This is a genomic window from Moraxella equi (genome assembly GCF_002027555.1).
Taxonomy (GTDB): domain Bacteria; phylum Pseudomonadota; class Gammaproteobacteria; order Pseudomonadales; family Moraxellaceae; genus Moraxella; species Moraxella equi.
This window is the reverse complement of the sequence record NZ_MXAP01000056.1, coordinates 15,544-33,053: the sequence shown is the minus strand read 5'-3', so window position 1 is coordinate 33,053 and position 17,510 is coordinate 15,544. Positions and strand designations below refer to the sequence as shown.

The window sequence follows — 17,510 nt, the reverse complement described above, 5'->3', positions numbered from 1 at the left end:
GATTGTGAGTGGGTTCTAAGCGGGTAATTCAGTTAAGATTTGTCAGTACAAGGTGATTTTTGATGATAAGTTTAAGGGTCAAGAGTTTTACTGGATGCCTGCCGACTGTGCTCACTATGCTAAGTCTATCCCTGCAAGCCCTGTGGCAACGCCTGTTATTCCAGTTATTGCCCAAGCACCGATTATCAAATAGAAAATCACCCTTGAGGCTGACGCACTATTTAAGTTTGATAAGTGGAAATTAGAAGACATGCTCCCAGAAGGGCGTGCTAAGCTAGATGAACTTGCCACCAAGCTCATCGCATGGGAAGCACGTGGCGACAGCCGTGTAAACCTAACAGGTTATACCGACCGCTATGGCGATGACATGTATAACATGAACTTATCTATGCTTCGTGCCCAAACGGTTCGCCAATACTTGATTAGCAAAGGTGTAACATCAAGCACGCTGACTGCCTCAGGGGCGGGCAGAACTCAGCCATTACCGCATGTCATCTGTGATGTCAATGCCCCAAGAGCTGAGCAAATTAAATGCTTGCAACCAAACCGCCGTGTGGAAGCTGACGTTACTGTTTATGCATTTGCTAATGATGGTTCACGTCATGAGATCCGCCAAGGTGAGACGTATCAAAATTTCAATGATGGTCAGTAATCATCCCTAAAAACAAAACCCTGTCTGATGGTAGGGTTTTGTTTTGGAGTTTATAAAAAACCCGATGGTTAAAAGCTTAAAACTCTGTCACACCCAAAATTTCTTTATAAAGTGCTTTTTGCTCGCTACTGGGCTTGGCAGATTGTAGTGCCATGACCGCTGACATGTCGCCATCAATGCGGATTTTACCCATCATAAAGGCTTCTAGGGCAACATTAACATCTTTACCCGAGATGACTTGGGCGAGCGTGTCGCTGTCGATATTGATGGTACTAACGGCATCATTGGTGTGGTGCTGACCCAATTTACCTGCTTTTAGGTGTAGCTCTTTGGGGTCGTCACCTGTGATGCTGACATTGACAATAAGGTTGGCAAGGCTGGGCGGTAGATGTAAATCGCCTGCTCTGGTGTTAAGGGTTTGAACTTCATCAAACCATGCTTGACTTAAAAATTTTGCCATAAAAACAACTCGATGATAAACAAGATGGCTCATTATAAAGCAAAATAGATTTGAAAAGCAGGCTTTTTATAAAAATACCACAAAATTCATCAAATTTTCATCAATTTTACTTTTAAAAATTAAATTAATAAGTAAAAAATGATTAAATTTTTATTTTATAAAAACCAAATAGGTTTGGTGAAAGTTTTTAAACTTAATAAAAAGCTGTCTTTTTTGATTAAAAAAATTGATTAAAATCGTTAAAAATTGGCAAGAGTTACAAAAAATTTTAAAAAATGTGAAAATTTTCATTTATTTTTTACAAAACATACCCGAAAACTTACAATTGTGTTGTATAATACACGGTGAAAAACCCGCCACAATACCCTATTGTGAGTGTGGATTTAACGCAAGCCAAGCTCATCGTGAGTAAGCCAGTCACAGGAAAGATTGTGGTCATTGTTTGATTGTTATTTTTTCCTTAATTTTTTTAAGGTTTTTTCCTAAAAGCGGATTTGGATGATGATATTTGGCAAATTTTGCGTTACAATAGACAAATATATTTAAAAAACGTAAATTTGATGATTAATCTCATCAAACAACGAAACAAATCGGGCTGCACAGGAAACCTATCCCATGAGTCTATCTAAAACAGCAGTAGCCCCATCCGTTGACCATGAATACGAAATTACGATTGTTCGTCTTTTTACCATCATGGCAGTATTTTGGGGTATCGTTGGTATGACGGTTGGTGTGTTCATCGCATCGCAACTTGCATGGCCAGCACTTAACTTTGATACATCTTGGCTGTCCTTTGGGCGTTTAAGACCGCTACACACTAATGCGGTGATTTTTGCGTTTGGGGGTTCGGCACTTTTTGCAACATCTTATTATATTGTTCAGCGTACTTGTAAGACAAGACTGTTTGCCCCTTATCTTGCGTGGTTTACCTTTTGGGGATGGCAAGCGGTCATTGTGGCAGCGGTGATTACCTTGCCATTAGGTTTGACATCCGCCAAAGAGTATGCAGAGCTTGAATGGCCGATTGATATTGCCATTGCTTTGGTATGGGTAGCTTATGCCATTGTATTCTTTGGCACGCTCATCAAGCGTCAAACATCGCACATCTATGTCGCCAACTGGTTCTTTGCGGCATTTATCATTACCATTGCACTTTTACATATCGTTAATAACCTTGCCATTCCTGTGGGTCTTTGGAAGTCATATTCACTTTATGGCGGTGCAACAGATGCCATGGTGCAGTGGTGGTATGGACATAATGCGGTAGGTTTCTACTTAACAGCAGCATTCTTGGGCATGATGTATTACTTCATTCCTGTGCAAGTTGGTCGCCCTGTGTATTCATATCGTTTATCCATTGTTCACTTTTGGGCTTTGATTGCGTCATATATGTGGGCGGGCGGACACCACTTGCATTACTCGGCACTGCCTGACTGGACTCAGTCTTTGGGTATGGTGTTCTCGCTGATTTTATTCGCTCCTTCTTGGGGTGGTATGATTAACGGTGTGCTTACCTTGTCTGGTAGCTGGGATAAACTGCGTACCGACCCAATCATTCGCTTCCTTATCGTGGCATTGTCATTCTATGCGATGAGTACTTTTGAAGGTCCAATGCTATCTATCAAAGAAGTAAACGCCATCAGTCATAATACCGACTGGACGGTCGGACACGTACACTCTGGTGCGCTCGGTTGGGTAGGTATGATTACCATCGGTTCTATCTATGTACTACTGCCACGTATCTATAACAAAGCAAAAATGTACTCAACCAACCTTATCACAGTGCATTTTTGGCTTGCAACCACAGGTACGGTTCTGTACATTGTCGCTCTATGGATTTCGGGCATTACCCAAGGCTTGATGTGGCGTGCGACCAACGATGATGGTACATTGTCTTATGACTTTATCCAAACTGTCGTGGTATCACATTGGCCTTATGTGGTGCGTGCATTGGGTGGTCTGCTTTATGTTGGTGGTATGCTTGTGATGGCTTATAACTGCTATAAGACCATTAAGATGCCTAGTATTCCTGAGCATCTTGCTGAGCCTGATGAAGTCAATACAGGTCGTGATGAAGTCTTTGATAATGACACCGTCAAAGCATAAGGGGAGCAGCCATGTCTAACATTACACATGAAATTGTTGAGAAAAACACCGGCTTACTCGTTGTCTTTATTGTGATTGCGATTAGCTTTGCGACATTGGTTGAGATTTATCCATTGATTTTTGACCAAAATGCACCAGAGCAAGGCGGTGTGAATAAGCCACTTCCTAACATGCGTCCTTGGACAGCGTTAGAGTTAGAAGGTCGTGATATTTATATCCGTGAAGGTTGTCACGTCTGTCACACGCAGATGATTCGTCCACTTCGTGCTGAAGTTGAGCGTTATGGACCTTATAGCCGTGCCGCTGAATCTACATGGGATCATCCGTTCCTGTGGGGTTCTAAGCGTACTGGTCCTGACCTTGCCCGTGTCGGTGGTCGTTATTCTGACCAGTGGCATATTGACCATTTGATTGACCCACGTTCGGTGGTGCCAGAATCTGTCATGCCCGCCTATCCTTGGCTTGCCAAGAATGAGGTCGATGGCAGTAAGGTTCAAGCAAAAATGCGTATCTTTAAAGACCGTTTTGGCTTGCCTTATACCGAATCTGACATTGAAGCGGCGCCTGACCAAGTACAGGGGGCAACCGAGCTTGATGCATTGGTCGCCTATTTGCAACAGCTTGGTATCGCCATGCAAGGTCAACGCTAATGAATTGGGGCGTTTTACATAGTATCGCAACGGTGATGGCATTTATTGCTTTCATCGGTGTGGCGTGGTGGGCATACTCACCAAAAAACAAAAAACGCTTTGAAGAAGACGCACAACTTGCGTTAGATGACAATCAATTAGAAAAATTGTCATCACAACGCACTAAGGATATACAATGAGCTTTTTTTGGAGTTCTTGGATTACCATCTTTTCGCTGGCTTGTTGGGTTTTTATTTTTGGGGTACTTGTTTGGACTCTAAAAACCAAGCCTGTGCTAGAAGAAGATGAGACAACAGGACATTCATACGACGGCATTCGTGAATATGACAAACCCTTGCCAAAATGGTGGCTTGCGGTGTTCTTTGGGACTTTGGCTTGGGGTCTAGGATATTTTGTATTATACCCTTCAATCCAGCCAAATAGTTGGAAAGGCATCACAACCGTAGAAGTTGATGGTCAGCAGGTGCCTTGGACATCAGAGAACGAGTTAAATAGCCAACTACAAGCCAACAACAAAGTTTTTACCGAAAACTTTGAGCAAAACATCTTAGCGGCAGCTGGTGCAACTGATGCTGTACCTGTATTGGCAAAGTTGTCTGAGTTACAAGCTGAGCAACGCAAAAATGCTGAGCCTGATTCAGACTTGCAGGCCAAAATCGATGAGCAGGTTAAATTGCTTGCCCCTTATGTGGATAAGCTGGCAGGTGACCCAGAAGCGCAAAAAGTAGGTAACCGCCTATTTTTACAAAACTGTGCTTTGTGCCACGGCTCTAACGCCAAAGGCGCAACAGGCTATCCTGATTTGACTGATAATGATTGGTTGTATGGTGGTAATGCGGATGAAATCTTGCTTACCATTCATAACGGTCGTGTTGGTGCGATGGCGGCATGGCAAAAACAATTGGGCGAGTCTGGTGTTCGTGCTGCTGCTGAATATGTTTTGTCTATTTCTAGTGGGCATGGTGCAGGCGTGGACAATGGCGAGCTTAATCAGTCGCTAGTAGCACAAGGCAAACCCATCTTTGAGGCAAACTGTGTGCTATGCCATGGTGCTGACGCTAAAGGTCTAACTGCATTTGGCGCACCTAACTTGACAGATGATATTTGGCTGTTTGGCGGTGACCGTGAAACTGTACAAACCACCATCCGTCATGGTCGTGCTGGTGTGATGCCTAAGTGGCAAACCAAGCTAGGTAACGAGCGTATCATGCTACTTGCTGCCTATGTTCGTTCACTATCACAAAACCCTGTTGAATAACATGGCTTAACAAAAAAGACCTTAACGTGTTGTTAAGGTCTTTTTTGTGGCTGATAGATTTATCGTGAGAAAACAGTGTTTATAAAGCTTGTTGGTTTTCAGCATAGATTGCCACTTGTAGCCAAATGTTTGCTTGAATGTAGTCTTGTACTTGAATCTGACTGTTTTGCTCATTGCTGACGGCAGCGACACGCACCACAAAGGCCTCGGCATTGGGTTCACGCAAAATTGCCACATCAAAGAGCGTGATAGGCACGCCAAAAAATTCAGTATGGCTTATGCCCAATACCTGACCTTGACACCATGCTTCATCTTCTTGCCCGAAGGTGTCGCCAAACAGATAAATACAGCTCTCCCCAAAGTTAATTTCTACAGGGGCAAGGGGTGTGTTTTCATCGCCGTCTTTGGGTGTCCATGTTTTTATTTGCTCATCAATGTCATCAGGCACTATGCCACCATTATCCGTCACAATGTCATTAAAGGCACGATGATAAAGAATGGCTTTGGGGTTTTTGACCAGTAGCGTCTCATCTTTGTTGCTTGGCTCAATGTTGTACGCCCACGCACTAAAATTAGCAAAGTAGTTTTTTGGGGTTTTGTACTCGTGGCGGTTGATGGTGTAGAGCTGGTCAAAGGCGTAGATGGTCGTGCCATCGGTGGTTCGAAGGCGTAAAATGGCGTCAGCGGTACGCTCACAGCGAACCACTCGCTCAATCTGACAGTTCACGCCATAAGGACTATGCACCGCAGGGTAAGCATTGATAAAGGCGGTGGGCTTGCCATTATCCATGGTAAGAATTTGCTTGATGTGACAAGGGGTGTCTTGTCCGAGTAAAAGGGTTTTATGATCAGTACGCCCCACGGTCAAACCAGTAGGCAGAGTGGCGGTCTCCAACATGGCTTGGAGCCAATCTGGCACGTCATCGGCAATGTTATTAGTTAAAATCGCCCAATGATCGCCATGTCCTGCATTTTTGTCACAAGGCAAGTCTATCTTTTGGGGTGGTATTTCATATTTGTAGTCGTAGCGAATGCTCATGGGAGTTCCATATGAATAAATACCCCATCTTTATAAGGGGGAATTTTAAAAAATCAAGTCATCTTATCCTACTGATTTGGATAAATTTTATCATCATGAACGACAAAATCCCCAAAAGCATGCCAAAATGGTGTAAACTATGGCGTTAAATTTTAAAAGGCAATCCCCATTTATGTTTCGTCCCCTTGCTTTATTTATCGGGCTAAGATACACCCGAGCTGAGCGTAAAAATGGCTTTATCTCCTTTATCTCACTCATCTCAATGATTGGGCTAACCCTTGGTGTGGCGGTGCTTATTACTGTTTTGTCGGTGATGAATGGCTTTGATAGGGAGTTAAAAACCCGCATTTTGGGCATGGTGTCACAGGCAAATGTCAGCTCTTATGAGATTATGCCTGATTGGCAAACACTTGCCAAAAAGATTGAAGAGAATGACAAAAATGTCGTGGCAACTGCTCCATTTATCGGATTACAAGGCATGCTGACCGCTCACGGACAGGTGGCGGGTATTATGGTAACAGGCATTGAGCCTGAGTATGAAACCAAAGTGTCCATCATTGGCGAACATATGAAAGAGGGTGATATTCATGCATTAAAGGCAGGGGAGTTTGGTATTGTCTTGGGTGAGAGCATGGTGCAATCTATGGGACTGATGATGGGCGATAAGGTAACCTTGGTAATGCCCGAGGCATCGGTATCGGTGGCGGGTGTTGTTCCTAGATTTAAGCGTTTTACCCTTGTGGGGACGTTTAGCATCAGCCCTGAGATTGACAGTACCATGGCGTATGTTGCCATGCGTGATGCAGGCGTGTTACTGCGTTTGCCCGAAGGGGCTCAGGGCATTCGCCTAAAAATGAATGATATTTTTAAAGCTCCTCAGGCGGCACTAAAAGCACAGAACATCGCCCCCGAACGTCTGTTGGCGGATGATTGGACAAGTACTCATGGTAATTTGTTTTCTGCCATTCAGATGGAAAAGGCGATGATTGGGCTTTTGTTGTTTTTGATTGTGGTTATTGCCTCTTTTAACATCGTGTCCAGCCTTGTCATGTTGGTTACTGATAAAAAATCTGACATAGCCATTTTAAAAACCTTTGGGGCAAGTCCCAAGCTCATCATGCAAGTCTTTATGGTGCAAGGCATGATTATCGGGGTTATTGGTACAGTGGCGGGGACGATTTTGGGTGTGACATTTACACTAACCGTCAGCCAATTGTTGGGCTTTATTAATAATGTGTTCGGTCTGCACTTATTTGATGCGTATTTTGTCAATTATCTGCCAACCCAAATAAAGATGGGTGATATTTTATTAATCGCCTCATCATCATTTCTATTGTCATTTATCATGACCATTTATCCCGCCTTAAAAGCGGCAAAAATCCAACCTGCCCAAACATTAAGATATGAATAAAATTTGATGAGTTAAAAGTAAGTGTTATGAGTATTATTTTACAAGCAAGAAATGTCAGTAAAGTTTATGACGAAGGAAAAATCAAAACGCCTGTACTGACAGGACTTGATTTAACAGTGTATCAAGGTGAGCGTATCGCCATCGTTGGTAGTAGCGGTTCGGGCAAAAGCACGCTGTTGCACTTATTGGGAGGGCTTGATACACCAACTGAGGGCGAAGTGTGGCTCAAAGGCGTGTGCCTAAATCATTTAAATGAGACGGCACGTGGACAGATGCGTAATGAGCATTTGGGTTTTATTTATCAGTTTCATCATCTACTGGCGGAGTTTAGTGCCACCGAAAATGTCGCCATGCCCCTGCTCATGCGTGCTGATGTTAGTATTAACGAAGCAAAAGATAGGGCAAATGAACTACTAGACCGTGTCGGTCTGTCGCACCGTACCCACCACCGCCCAAGCGAGTTGTCAGGCGGTGAGCGTCAGCGTGTGGCGATTGCCCGTGCGTTGGTGACACGCCCGAGTTTGGTGTTGGCCGATGAGCCAACGGGCAACCTAGATGATGATAATGCCTTGGCGGTGTTTGAGCTACTCTCAGAGCTACAAGACACGCTTGGCATGGCACTACTCATGGTCACGCATGACAGGGCATTGGCGTCACGAGCTGATAGGGTGCTACACATGAAAAGTGGGATGTGGGCGGAGTTTTAAGACTGTAATGGGCTTGCCGTAGATGTAAAATTAACCAGAAAAAACCACGTCCTAAGACGTGGTTTTGTGTTTTTACCAACGAATTGGCGTAACATGGGGGTTGCTGGCTTTGAGATTCTCGTAAGTGCCTTTGACAAAGATGTCTTCATTGACGGTGCTGATGTTGGTGTGACCGCAGAACGCCATCGTGATGTCGCACTCTTTGTAGATAATCTCTAAGGCGCGGCGAACGCCATCTTCGCCATACGCCCCCAGACCATATAGGAATGAGCGACCTATCATCGTGCCTTTTGCTCCTAATGCGATGGCTTTTAGCACGTCTTGACCTGAGCGGATACCACTGTCTAGCCAGATTTCGCATTTTGAGTTTTCTGCTTGCACCGCTTGCACACAGTCGGCAAGACTGGCGATAGAGCTTGGGGCTCCGTCTAGCTGACGACCGCCGTGGTTGGAGATAACCATGGCGTCCGCCCCTGATTTGGCAGCCAAAATGGCGTCTTCGGGCTCCATGATGCCTTTGATGATGAGCGGGCCACCCCACAGCTCTTTGATACGAGCGACATCGTCCCAGTTCAGGCTCGGGTCAAACTGCTCTGCCGTCCAAGATGATAGGCTAGACAAATCGCCCACCCCTTCGGCATGACCGACAATGTTGCGGAAAGTGTGACGTTTGGTGCCAAGCATATTAAAGCACCATTCAGGTTTGGTCATCAGATTGATGATGTTGGTTAGGGTAGGCTTAGGGGGTGCAGACAGACCGTTTTTGATGTCTTTGTGGCGTTGTCCTAGCACCTGTAAGTCGGCTGTTAGGATAAGAGCAGAGCATTTGGCTTCTTTGGCACGGCGAATCAGATTTTCCATGAATTTTTTATCACGCATGACATACAACTGAAACCAAAACGGCTTGGTGGTGTTCTCTGCGACATCTTCAATGGAGCAAATACTCATCGTTGAGAGCGAAAAAGGAATGCCGAACTTCTCAGCAGCACGAGCGGCGTGAATCTCACCGTCTGCCCACATCATGCCTGTAAAGCCTGTTGGGGCGATTGCCACGGGCATATGCACGTCTTGTCCTATCATTTGTGTGGCAAGCGAACGACCTTCCATGTCCACGAGTACACGTTGGCGTAGCTTGATGCGGTCAAAATCGGTCTCGTTATTGCGATAAGTGGTCTGTGTCCACGAGCCTGAGTCCACATAGTCATAGAACATGCGGGGTACTTTACGCTCGGCAATACGGCGTAGGTCTTCGATTTCGGTGATTTTACTTAAATCTGCCATAAAACAGCCTTAGTTTTTAAAGTTTTGAAAATGGGGTGTATTTTACAATAATTTATCAAAAATAACAAAAGGGATTATAAAAACCCTTTCGTTAAAATCATACCCTAAGTTCGCTCACTCTTTTTGCTGATAACAGTCATGATGGCAAAGAAGGCAATCGCCCACAATGCTGCTGCAATCCACCATATAGGGTTAAAGATGAACGCCATGCCCACCAGACCTGCTTGTATTACATAATAACTCATGGCGATGAGTGTCTTACGAATAACCAAGCCTTCACGGTTCACCAGACCAACTACCGCACAGGCAGCGACGACGTTATGCACGCTAATCATGTTACCAGCGGCACCGCCCACGGCTTGCAGGGCGACGACTTTGGCGGCGTCATTAGCACCTAGGCCAATCTGAGTGGCAGTGCTCCACTGAAAATGGCTAAACATCATGTTAGAGACGGTGTTTGACCCCGCAATGAATGCTCCCAATGCTCCAATCCATGGTGCAAAGAGAGGCCATGCTCCTGCAAACACGTCCGCCGCTCCTGCTGCCAGTACTTTTGGCATGGCAAGAATCGGCTCGGCAACATCGGCAGGCGTGCCAGAGTTGATAAATACTTGCACCATAGGGATGGAGAACAGCAGGGCAGGGGCGGCAGCTATCATGGTCTTGCCAGAGGCTGACCAACTTTTTTTGACGGTGTCGCCTTTCATGCCAAACAAAAAGATACAGATGATGGAGACAAGCAGCAGCACGGTCGCAGGCGAGTACAGTAGCTGTGTTTTGTTGGTGATACTGGTGTCTAGGATATTGCTAAATGTGATGACCGCATTACTGCTTAGCCAATCTTTTAATGGCTTGATGGTACGAGTGGCGATTAGAATGCCGATGACCAGCAGATAAGGCGAGAATGCCTTAAAGACAGAGAATTTGGCTTTTTCATTCACATCAATGTTGGTGGTGGCTAAGGTGCCCCTCCATTCTTCTTCCCATTTATGACGGCTTTCAAAGTCAAAGGTGTTTTTGGGGGTCAAAAAGCCCATTTTGGCAGCTGGCACGACAATAGCAAGACCGACCACGGCTCCGACCAAAGAAGGCAGTTCCGGTCCGACAAATTTGGCGGTCAAATAGTAAGGGATGACAAAGCACAGACCGGCAAAAATGGCAAAAGGAGCGGCTTCAAAACCTTGGCGAAACGAGCGTTTCACCCCAAAGAATTTGGTCAAGAAACAGCACAAAATCAGCGGAATCAAAAAACCCACCACTGAATGCACAAAGGCAACGTTTGCCCCGATTTGCACGATATAATCATTAAAGGCAATGCCCTGCTGACTAATGGCAGCGGTTACATCTTCTTTATTTTCAAGCCCCGAGTTCACGCCGATAAGAATGGGCGTACCTACTGCTCCATAGGAGACAGGAGCGGACTGAATGATGAGAATTGCCATGACACACGCCATTGCCGGAAAGCCGAGTGCCAGCAGTAGGGGAGCTCCCACTGCTGATGGCGTACCCCAACCTGTGGAGCCTTCAATGAGTGAGCCAAACAGCCATGCTACAATAATCATCTGTACACGGCGGTCAGGCGAGATACCCATAAAGCCTTGGCGGATGGCGACAATGGCTCCGCTCTCTTTTAGGGTATTAAGCAGTAGCACCGCAGCAAAGACGATGAATAGGACGTTGGCGGCGGTTAATACGCCATGAATGGTCGCAGCGGCAACTTGATTGCCAGCGGTTTGCCATACAAATAATGACAGCAAAGCGGTTGCAAAATACGCCACAGGCATGGCAATTTTGGCGGGTAGTCGCATGACGACCAATAAGGTAAAAACAATTAAAATTGGTAATAATGCCAAAAAGGTCAGCATATACACTCCTTTGTCCAACAAAGACTGTATGCCCATTTGTGTTATGATTTCAATTTTAAAAATCCATTAAAATTGTTGGGTCATACAAGATAACAATCGTTTGTGATGATTGGTACATCACAAAGCCCTATTTTTGGTAAAATTTAGCAAATACCACAATATAAAAATGGTTATTAGCAATAAATCTCATTAGCTAAATAATGAGCCAAAGTGGTATTTTACTCAAAAATTTATTAAAAATAAATAGGGCGTACCTACCCTTGATAACATTTTTATAAAATAAGATGAGAATTTGACAATTTCAACCAATTTTTGCATGAAAAATGGCTAAATTTTGTGGCTCGAAGTCAAAAACTTGTCTGATAGAAAACTCACAGCCTACGTTTTTTCCTTGAAAAACGGGCGATTCCCCTGCTTTTTTAAACAAGCATTTTTCATTGCAAATACCAAAGATAGGTACGCCCTAACAGATTTTAACAAATCATCACATTTTTATTGTTTTTTTCGATAAATTTTAAAATTGATAAAAATATTTTATAAAAATCGGTGTGATGTATGATTTTGGCGTGCTTATCCGTGATGATTATTTGGTAAAAGATGAACAACATCCATAATCCCAAACGGATAGCATAGTAGGCAGGTGGGGGTGATAAGAATGGGAACGAGCGTGCCCAGATGGTCGATCAGCTCTTCGCTGTCGGCAAGGTCAAGCACATGAACGGCAGGCATGCGTGGATGTATAGCTCGGGCTTGGGTCAGTAGGGCGTGGCTGGTGTGGCACAGATGACAGCCATCCGTGCCTAAAAGATACCAATCTGTGGTAGGGTTGGATGTGTGGATGATTTGCTGGCTGTCTAAGCCTGTAAATGTCGCCAATAGTAGAGCATGGAACGTGCGGTATTCGTCATGAGCCAGGCAAGTTAGGGCGAAGCGGTCGTTTGTTAATTTTTGTAAGTATTTGATAAAATTAATATTATTCATAAAAAATAATGCCCTGTGTCAAAAAATCGTGTAAAATAGGGCGTTTATTATAGCAAATACACCCCAAGTTTATCTTATTAGTTTATTTTATTTTATGTTTAAAAAAACCACAAATACGCCGTCTTGGCCCAGTCCCGACTCACAAACACCCTCCAAACCCAAAAGACGGGGACTGGTGGCATGGCTGTGGCGATGGGCGATAGCTACGCTGTTGGTGTTGGTCATCAGCTTTCACCTGCTCATCGCCGCCATGCTGGGCGTGTGGAAAGTCGCCCCTGTCGGTAACTCCATGTTTATGGTCACTCATCGCCTATCGGGGGGCGAGGTGACACAGGTATGGGTGGATTATGATGATATCGCCAAAGCGGTCAAACAGGCGGCGGTGGCGAGCGAAGATGCCAAATTTGCCACGCATAATGGTTTTGACATGGAAGGTATTGAGCGTGCCATTAAAGCAAACGAAGCAGGCGAGGCGGTGTCAGTGGGTGGCTCGACCATCAGCCAACAGCTTGCCAAAAATCTGTTTTTGACATCGCACCGCTCCTATATCCGTAAGGGCGAAGAGGCGATTATCACGGTGATGATGGAGCAGATGTGGGACAAACAGCGGATTTTAGAGGTGTATCTGAACGTGGCGGAATTTGGCGAGGGCATTTATGGCATTGAGGCGGCGGCACGGCATTATTATGGCAAATCTGCCAAAAACCTAAGCCGTGAGCAGTCGGCATTGCTCATCAGCATGCTCCCCAATCCCAAATATTACCAAAAAAATCTCAATAACCGCCGCCTACAAAACAAAAAGCGGATTATCATGAAGCGTATGCCCAGTGCGGTATTGCCTTAGGTTGCACCTTTTGATATAGCAAATCCCAAGACGCACGCCCATAATCCGTCCCACGTTTTTCAAACTTGGTGGCAGGGCGAGAATCAGGACGTGGCGAAAAGTTGCCTTTGCCTGCCATGTTTTCAAACTCGCTCATGTTATCTAGCACTTCAAGCATCCACAAGGCATAATGCTCCCAATCGGTCGCACTGTGAAAAATCCCGCCCGTTTTTAGTTTGTCCGCCACTAAGGTCATGCGGTCGGTCGTTACAAAACGGCGTTTGTAATGTCGCTTTTTTTGCCACGGGTCGGGAAAATAAAGCTGTACCGTATCCAAATGCTCACTAGGTAAATTGTTTAATAAGGCAATCGCATCGCCATTTAGCACCTTTAAATTAGTCAGTCCCAATTCATGAGATAGATAAGCAGTACGCCCAATGCCTGGTTCGTGGACTTCTATGCCGACAAAGTTACGAGCCAGCTCGGCTTGTGCCATTTCTACCAAGCTGTCGCCCATGCCAAAGCCGATTTCTAAGGTCAAAGGGGCGTTCTCGCCATTTGGTGTATCCTTAAAAAACACCCGCAAATCGGTGATGTTAGATACATCGCCCAATCTGCCCAAATCCTTACCATGATTGATGATGTACGGAGCAAAGGCAGGGTCGGTCAGGGCGGTCTCAGCATACTGGCTCAGGTGCGTTCGCCGTCTCATAAAGGTGGCGATGGCGTGGCTGTATTCGGTGGGCGTGCGAGCTAGGTTTTGGATTTCTTGGCTGATGGTATCCCGAGAGATGTCAGGGCTTTGGCGGTCGCCCCCAACAGGGGCAAGGGGGACTTTTGGGGTGGGTTGGTTTGGATTAGTCATGGTATATTATCTAAAAAAGGCGTAAAATAGTGCCTATTATAAAGCATTCATCGGTTAAGTACAAAATTTATGTTTCGTTTGCCATTTTTAGAAGACACGACTCCGCCCCCATTTTATTTGCCTCACTTATCCGACAAAGAGCGGATTCAGCTTGACAAGTGGTTTATTGGCACACGCTCGCAAAGCTATTATTTAAAAAGATTTGGTCAATTTGATAAGGCAGGCAAACTGCATGCTCGCTGGAATTGGTCGGCGTTTTTCACCACGTTTGGCTGGTTGTTATACCGCAAGCGTTATCTAGACTGTTTGGTGTATTGTGTGGCAGGGTGGTCGTTTATTAAGCTAAACATCGTCATCATTTTGGCGGTGTGTGAATTTTTATTTGTGGGTAAACTGCCTGATGATTATCAGATGTACACACGGCTCATGATAGCTGGGGCGGTGTGGCTGTTTTGGTCGGGCATGGTGGCACGCTGGGCGGACGCGTATTATTATCGCATGGCACGGCGTGAGATTGCCGATGCCGTGGAGCTATACCCTACTGACAAGGACGCTCAAAAGGCACATCTGGCAGAGCATGGCGGGGTCAGTGTGGTGGGGCTTAGCGTGGCGTTTGCCATGTTTGGGACGTTGCTTGCGATTATTGTATTGCAATTTGTGCCGATTATCGCCATGCAAAAAGAGCAGGCGGTGATTTTTGAGAGTTATCGCAGTACCAATGCCATTGCCAAGCGAGTGGAGCTCATCTATGAGCAAACTGGCACCTGCCCTGTGGGTCTGCCTGTTACTACCGACAACCAAAGGGTGAGCGTGGAAGTGGTGGCAAGCCTGCCCTATGCCAAGACCGATTGTGCGGTGGTGGCGACGGTGTCAGGGGCGAGTTATCCGGTGCGGTATTTAAACGGTCGGCATTTGGCAATTTATCATCAAATAGATGATAATTCGTGGCGGTGTCAGACATCGCTAAATAAAAAACAAACGCCAAAACGTTGTGTGGGGTAGCTTCACTCCAAACTCACAAACACTAATTCAGGACGGTTAAACAGGCGTGGCACTCTCGTGCTTTCTCGTGCCAAGCCACGGCTCACGATAAATTTGGTGTTATGGTCATTGGCAAATTCATAAAGTCCGCCTGCATATTTGGGGAATAGCCCTTGATTGGGAGCGTACACGCCATTGATAACGAACGGCACTCGCCATTGTCCGCCATGAGCATGACCTGCCATGATGATATCAAAAGGATAATTAAGATACATATCAATATGCTCGGGGCGGTGGGTTAATAAAATATGGACGTGATTTTTAGTATCATTATTTAAATTATCCGTTACCGTTTTTAAATCCTTATCAAACGCTCCGCCGTCTGGGTCAGATATGCCATGAATGACGACATTGGTATTTGGCACGGATATACTTTTGCCATGAATGATTGATACGCCATGAGTGTGAATTTTACCCATAACTTTATTATAATCCGCCTGACTTAGCCAATTTTCATGATTACCGTCCACATAATAAGTTGGGGCAATATTGGGTAATTGGCTTAATAATTCATCGGCATTATCAAAAGGCATTTTATCATCATAAATATCCCCGCCCAATAATATCACGTCAGGCTGTTTTTGTTTTAAACTATCTATCAGCCATTTTTGATTATCGCCATAATAACAAGCGTGCAAATCGGTAATTAGGGCGATATTTAATGCCTTATCACTTTGATAGCCGATATTATCAAATTTATAATCCACCACTTTTAATAAATTGCTATAAATAATAATGGCAACTATCATCAATAAAGCGATGAGTATTCTTATCATCGCTTTTTTATATTTGTTAAAAAATATCATGGCAATATCCGCTCTCGCTCCCAACCGTTTTCGCCTTTTCGATAGACAATGCGGTCGTGCATACGGTTGGCTCGCCCTTGCCAGAATTCTATTTTATCCACCAATAGGCAATATCCGCCCCAAAACTCAGGCTTGGTGATACGCTCGCCAAACTGCTCGGATAATTTGGCAAAATCGCTCTCCATGACTTCACGGCTCTCTACCACGCCACTTTGGGGGCGACTGACCCACGCCGCCAGCTGGCTGTCTTTTGGGCGGGAGTGATAGTAAGTCTCTGATTTATCATCAGATAATTTGACCACACGCCCAGACGCTCGCACTTGGCGTTCTAGCGTATGCCAAAAAAACAAGGCTTCGGCAAAAGGATTGTCCGCCAAATCCTGCCCCTTGTCGCTCTCATAATTGGTATAAAAAACCATCTGAATGTCGTCATCATTAGGGATAATCTCACGCATGAGCAAGGTACGGACGGACGGACGCCTATCCGCCCCACAGGTGGCAAGGCTAAATGCGTAGGCTTCGCCAATTTGCTCGGATATGGCATCATCTATCCATTTTTGTAATAAAGGATAAGGGGTGTCGCCAATGTTTTTTTCAATGAGTTCGTCTTTTTCGTAGGACAGACGGCTGGCACTAAAATCAATTCCCATAGTGGTTACCTTTGGTTGATTATTAAAATTTCGGCATTGTTAATCAACAACACCTTTGGATAGATTTGTAGGGGCAAATTGCAATTTACCTTATATAAATATTATTTTTTGGGCGAATGTCATTCGCCCCTACACACTCATAATACAAAATTACCTTAATTGAATAATGCCAATTTATAATTTATCTATGCTTGGCAATTCAAAAGGCGGGTGAGAGCTGATATCCACAATCACAATTTCATCATCAAAACGTTGATAATGCAAAATGTATTCGCTTATCATATCGCCAAACTCGCCTGTATAATTAGGTATGCCAATATGGTAATGCCAAAGACAATATTTTTGAGCGTGATTAAAATTAGCTCGCTCTTTTTTGGTGTGGGGATTTTGTGGGGCGGAGGATTTATTACGTCCTGCCAATCCATATAAGCCATTTTGCTCCACATGATTGATAAATTCAGCAACCCTATCTTGGTTTTGCTCGTCCAATTTATCAAGCAATCGCAAAAAATATAATGAGAAATTAACTTGCATTGGCTTTTACCCATGCTCTAAATGCTTCTTTATCTTTTGCCAGTCCTTTGGGTAGGCTAACAGTATGCTTGGCACATCCGTTTTCATCGGTTTCGCCAATGGCTTTTGTTAAGCGTTCTATATCAAAATGATGTTGATAAAACCAATCATAATAAGCATCTTCATCATCTTTGGCAAAGGTGGATAACAAAAGTTCATCAACCGTCATACCTGCTTGCTCGGCTTTGGCGGTAATTAGCTCTATGGTGGTTGGGGGGAGGTCTAATATCATGAGTTTTTCTCTTTTAAATATTAAAATGATATTTTTATTTAAGAGTATTTTTAAATATAGATTTTAAAATTGGATATGTAGGGGCAATTTATTCGCCCAAATGTTAAATT

The 17,510-nt window shown here is 44.6% G+C and carries 19 protein-coding genes; 9 read left to right on the top strand and 10 right to left on the bottom strand.

Features of this window, described 5'->3' with window-relative positions:
* The first annotated feature begins 196 nt into the window (after positions 1 to 196).
* Positions 197 to 652, top strand: coding sequence for an OmpA family protein (locus B5J93_RS06185; protein WP_079325556.1), 456 nt, complete (start codon positions 197 to 199; stop codon positions 650 to 652).
* 76 nt (positions 653 to 728) lie between these two features.
* On the opposite strand, the gene B5J93_RS06180 is transcribed toward B5J93_RS06185, so the two are convergent.
* A complete protein-coding gene (locus B5J93_RS06180) occupies positions 729 to 1,112 on the bottom strand; it encodes an SCP2 sterol-binding domain-containing protein (protein WP_079325554.1) in 384 nt (127 codons plus the stop codon).
* A gap of 615 nt (positions 1,113 to 1,727) precedes the next feature.
* Between B5J93_RS06180 and ccoN the strand changes: the two genes are divergently transcribed.
* The 4 genes from ccoN to ccoP are packed head-to-tail and all read left to right on the top strand — an operon-like array spanning position 1,728 to position 5,126.
* Complete coding sequence (ccoN, locus tag B5J93_RS06175; RefSeq protein WP_079325552.1) at positions 1,728 to 3,218, top strand: cytochrome-c oxidase, cbb3-type subunit I; 1,491 nt, start codon at positions 1,728 to 1,730, stop codon at positions 3,216 to 3,218.
* An 11-nt stretch (positions 3,219 to 3,229) separates the two neighbouring features.
* The gene (gene ccoO, locus B5J93_RS06170; RefSeq protein ID WP_079325550.1) at positions 3,230 to 3,868 is read left to right on the top strand and encodes a cytochrome-c oxidase, cbb3-type subunit II; all 639 of its coding nucleotides are present in this window, start codon (positions 3,230 to 3,232) and stop codon (positions 3,866 to 3,868) included.
* The gene (locus B5J93_RS06165) at positions 3,868 to 4,047 is read left to right on the top strand and encodes a cbb3-type cytochrome oxidase subunit 3 (protein ID WP_078273132.1); all 180 of its coding nucleotides are present in this window, start codon (positions 3,868 to 3,870) and stop codon (positions 4,045 to 4,047) included. Before ccoO ends, B5J93_RS06165 begins: the two co-directional genes overlap by 1 nt.
* The gene (gene ccoP, locus B5J93_RS06160; protein WP_079325548.1) at positions 4,044 to 5,126 is read left to right on the top strand and encodes a cytochrome-c oxidase, cbb3-type subunit III; all 1,083 of its coding nucleotides are present in this window, start codon (positions 4,044 to 4,046) and stop codon (positions 5,124 to 5,126) included. The genes B5J93_RS06165 and ccoP overlap by 4 nt, the downstream gene beginning before the upstream one ends.
* Before the next feature lie 79 nt (positions 5,127 to 5,205).
* Here ccoP and B5J93_RS06155 read toward each other — a convergent pair whose 3' ends face one another.
* On the bottom strand, positions 5,206 to 6,165 hold the full coding sequence (locus tag B5J93_RS06155; protein ID WP_079325546.1) for a hypothetical protein: 960 nt from the start codon (positions 6,163 to 6,165) through the stop codon (positions 5,206 to 5,208).
* Positions 6,166 to 6,337: 172 nt separating this feature from the next.
* Here B5J93_RS06155 and B5J93_RS06150 point away from each other — a divergent pair, with 172 nt between their 5' ends.
* The gene (locus B5J93_RS06150; protein ID WP_079325560.1) at positions 6,338 to 7,576 is read left to right on the top strand and encodes a lipoprotein-releasing ABC transporter permease subunit; all 1,239 of its coding nucleotides are present in this window, start codon (positions 6,338 to 6,340) and stop codon (positions 7,574 to 7,576) included.
* Between the two features lie 26 nt (positions 7,577 to 7,602).
* Positions 7,603 to 8,283, top strand: coding sequence for a lipoprotein-releasing ABC transporter ATP-binding protein LolD (gene lolD, locus B5J93_RS06145; protein WP_079325544.1), 681 nt, complete (start codon positions 7,603 to 7,605; stop codon positions 8,281 to 8,283).
* A gap of 72 nt (positions 8,284 to 8,355) precedes the next feature.
* On the opposite strand, the gene B5J93_RS06140 is transcribed toward lolD, so the two are convergent.
* The 3 genes from B5J93_RS06140 to B5J93_RS13310 form a co-directional block, all read right to left on the bottom strand.
* Positions 8,356 to 9,564, bottom strand: coding sequence for an alpha-hydroxy acid oxidase (locus B5J93_RS06140; RefSeq protein WP_029102711.1), 1,209 nt, complete (start codon positions 9,562 to 9,564; stop codon positions 8,356 to 8,358).
* 104 nt (positions 9,565 to 9,668) lie between these two features.
* Positions 9,669 to 11,429: an L-lactate permease gene (locus B5J93_RS06135; protein ID WP_079325542.1), complete on the bottom strand. Its 1,761-nt coding sequence runs from the start codon at positions 11,427 to 11,429 to the stop codon at positions 9,669 to 9,671.
* Positions 11,430 to 11,999: 570 nt separating this feature from the next.
* Positions 12,000 to 12,410 carry a thioredoxin domain-containing protein gene (locus B5J93_RS13310; RefSeq protein ID WP_115236697.1) on the bottom strand — a complete coding sequence of 137 codons (411 nt, stop codon included), beginning with the start codon at positions 12,408 to 12,410 and terminating at the stop codon, positions 12,000 to 12,002.
* A gap of 172 nt (positions 12,411 to 12,582) precedes the next feature.
* On the opposite strand from B5J93_RS13310, the gene mtgA reads away from it, so the two are divergent.
* Entirely contained in the window at positions 12,583 to 13,254 is a 672-nt protein-coding gene (gene mtgA / locus B5J93_RS06130; RefSeq protein ID WP_228144885.1) for a monofunctional biosynthetic peptidoglycan transglycosylase, read from the top strand.
* Here mtgA and trmB read toward each other — a convergent pair.
* Positions 13,220 to 14,026 (bottom strand): tRNA (guanosine(46)-N7)-methyltransferase TrmB, encoded by an 807-nt coding sequence (gene trmB, locus B5J93_RS06125; protein WP_420811401.1) that lies wholly within the window; start codon positions 14,024 to 14,026, stop codon positions 13,220 to 13,222. The two genes, mtgA and trmB, sit on opposite strands and share 35 nt — an antisense overlap.
* Positions 14,027 to 14,167: 141 nt before the next feature.
* On the opposite strand from trmB, the gene B5J93_RS06120 reads away from it, so the two are divergent.
* The gene (locus B5J93_RS06120; protein ID WP_079325536.1) at positions 14,168 to 15,100 is read left to right on the top strand and encodes a DUF2628 domain-containing protein; all 933 of its coding nucleotides are present in this window, start codon (positions 14,168 to 14,170) and stop codon (positions 15,098 to 15,100) included.
* A gap of 2 nt (positions 15,101 to 15,102) precedes the next feature.
* Here B5J93_RS06120 and B5J93_RS06115 read toward each other — a convergent pair whose 3' ends face one another.
* From B5J93_RS06115 to B5J93_RS06100, 4 genes are all read right to left on the bottom strand, one after another.
* Positions 15,103 to 15,945, bottom strand: a complete 843-nt coding sequence (locus B5J93_RS06115) for a metallophosphoesterase (protein WP_079325534.1) — start codon at positions 15,943 to 15,945, stop codon at positions 15,103 to 15,105.
* The gene (gene pdxH, locus B5J93_RS06110) at positions 15,942 to 16,595 is read right to left on the bottom strand and encodes a pyridoxamine 5'-phosphate oxidase (RefSeq protein WP_079325532.1); all 654 of its coding nucleotides are present in this window, start codon (positions 16,593 to 16,595) and stop codon (positions 15,942 to 15,944) included. Before pdxH ends, B5J93_RS06115 begins: the two co-directional genes overlap by 4 nt.
* 174 nt (positions 16,596 to 16,769) lie before the next feature.
* Complete coding sequence (locus tag B5J93_RS06105; protein ID WP_079325531.1) at positions 16,770 to 17,129, bottom strand: hypothetical protein; 360 nt, start codon at positions 17,127 to 17,129, stop codon at positions 16,770 to 16,772.
* A complete protein-coding gene (locus tag B5J93_RS06100; RefSeq protein WP_079325529.1) occupies positions 17,119 to 17,400 on the bottom strand; it encodes a hypothetical protein in 282 nt (93 codons plus the stop codon). The genes B5J93_RS06105 and B5J93_RS06100 overlap by 11 nt, the downstream gene beginning before the upstream one ends.
* Positions 17,401 to 17,510: the final 110 nt, after the last annotated feature.

What these genes read in the sequence shown, in the direction of transcription:
- B5J93_RS06155 (WP_079325546.1), bottom strand. Translation starts at nt 6,165, where the DNA reads ATGAGCATTCGCTACGACTACAAATATGAAATACCACCCCAAAAGATA.
- ccoN (WP_079325552.1), top strand. Translation starts at nt 1,728, where the DNA reads ATGAGTCTATCTAAAACAGCAGTAGCCCCATCCGTTGACCATGAATAC.
- B5J93_RS06180 (WP_079325554.1), bottom strand. Translation starts at nt 1,112, where the DNA reads ATGGCAAAATTTTTAAGTCAAGCATGGTTTGATGAAGTTCAAACCCTT.
- lolD (WP_079325544.1), top strand. Translation starts at nt 7,603, where the DNA reads ATGAGTATTATTTTACAAGCAAGAAATGTCAGTAAAGTTTATGACGAA.
- B5J93_RS13310 (WP_115236697.1), bottom strand. Translation starts at nt 12,410, where the DNA reads ATGAATAATATTAATTTTATCAAATACTTACAAAAATTAACAAACGAC.
- B5J93_RS06140 (WP_029102711.1), bottom strand. Translation starts at nt 9,564, where the DNA reads ATGGCAGATTTAAGTAAAATCACCGAAATCGAAGACCTACGCCGTATT.
- B5J93_RS06135 (WP_079325542.1), bottom strand. Translation starts at nt 11,429, where the DNA reads ATGCTGACCTTTTTGGCATTATTACCAATTTTAATTGTTTTTACCTTA.
- B5J93_RS06120 (WP_079325536.1), top strand. Translation starts at nt 14,168, where the DNA reads ATGTTTCGTTTGCCATTTTTAGAAGACACGACTCCGCCCCCATTTTAT.
- B5J93_RS06100 (WP_079325529.1), bottom strand. Translation starts at nt 17,400, where the DNA reads ATGATATTAGACCTCCCCCCAACCACCATAGAGCTAATTACCGCCAAA.
- ccoP (WP_079325548.1), top strand. Translation starts at nt 4,044, where the DNA reads ATGAGCTTTTTTTGGAGTTCTTGGATTACCATCTTTTCGCTGGCTTGT.
- ccoO (WP_079325550.1), top strand. Translation starts at nt 3,230, where the DNA reads ATGTCTAACATTACACATGAAATTGTTGAGAAAAACACCGGCTTACTC.
- B5J93_RS06165 (WP_078273132.1), top strand. Translation starts at nt 3,868, where the DNA reads ATGAATTGGGGCGTTTTACATAGTATCGCAACGGTGATGGCATTTATT.
- pdxH (WP_079325532.1), bottom strand. Translation starts at nt 16,595, where the DNA reads ATGGGAATTGATTTTAGTGCCAGCCGTCTGTCCTACGAAAAAGACGAA.
- B5J93_RS06105 (WP_079325531.1), bottom strand. Translation starts at nt 17,129, where the DNA reads ATGCAAGTTAATTTCTCATTATATTTTTTGCGATTGCTTGATAAATTG.
- B5J93_RS06150 (WP_079325560.1), top strand. Translation starts at nt 6,338, where the DNA reads ATGTTTCGTCCCCTTGCTTTATTTATCGGGCTAAGATACACCCGAGCT.
- B5J93_RS06115 (WP_079325534.1), bottom strand. Translation starts at nt 15,945, where the DNA reads ATGATATTTTTTAACAAATATAAAAAAGCGATGATAAGAATACTCATC.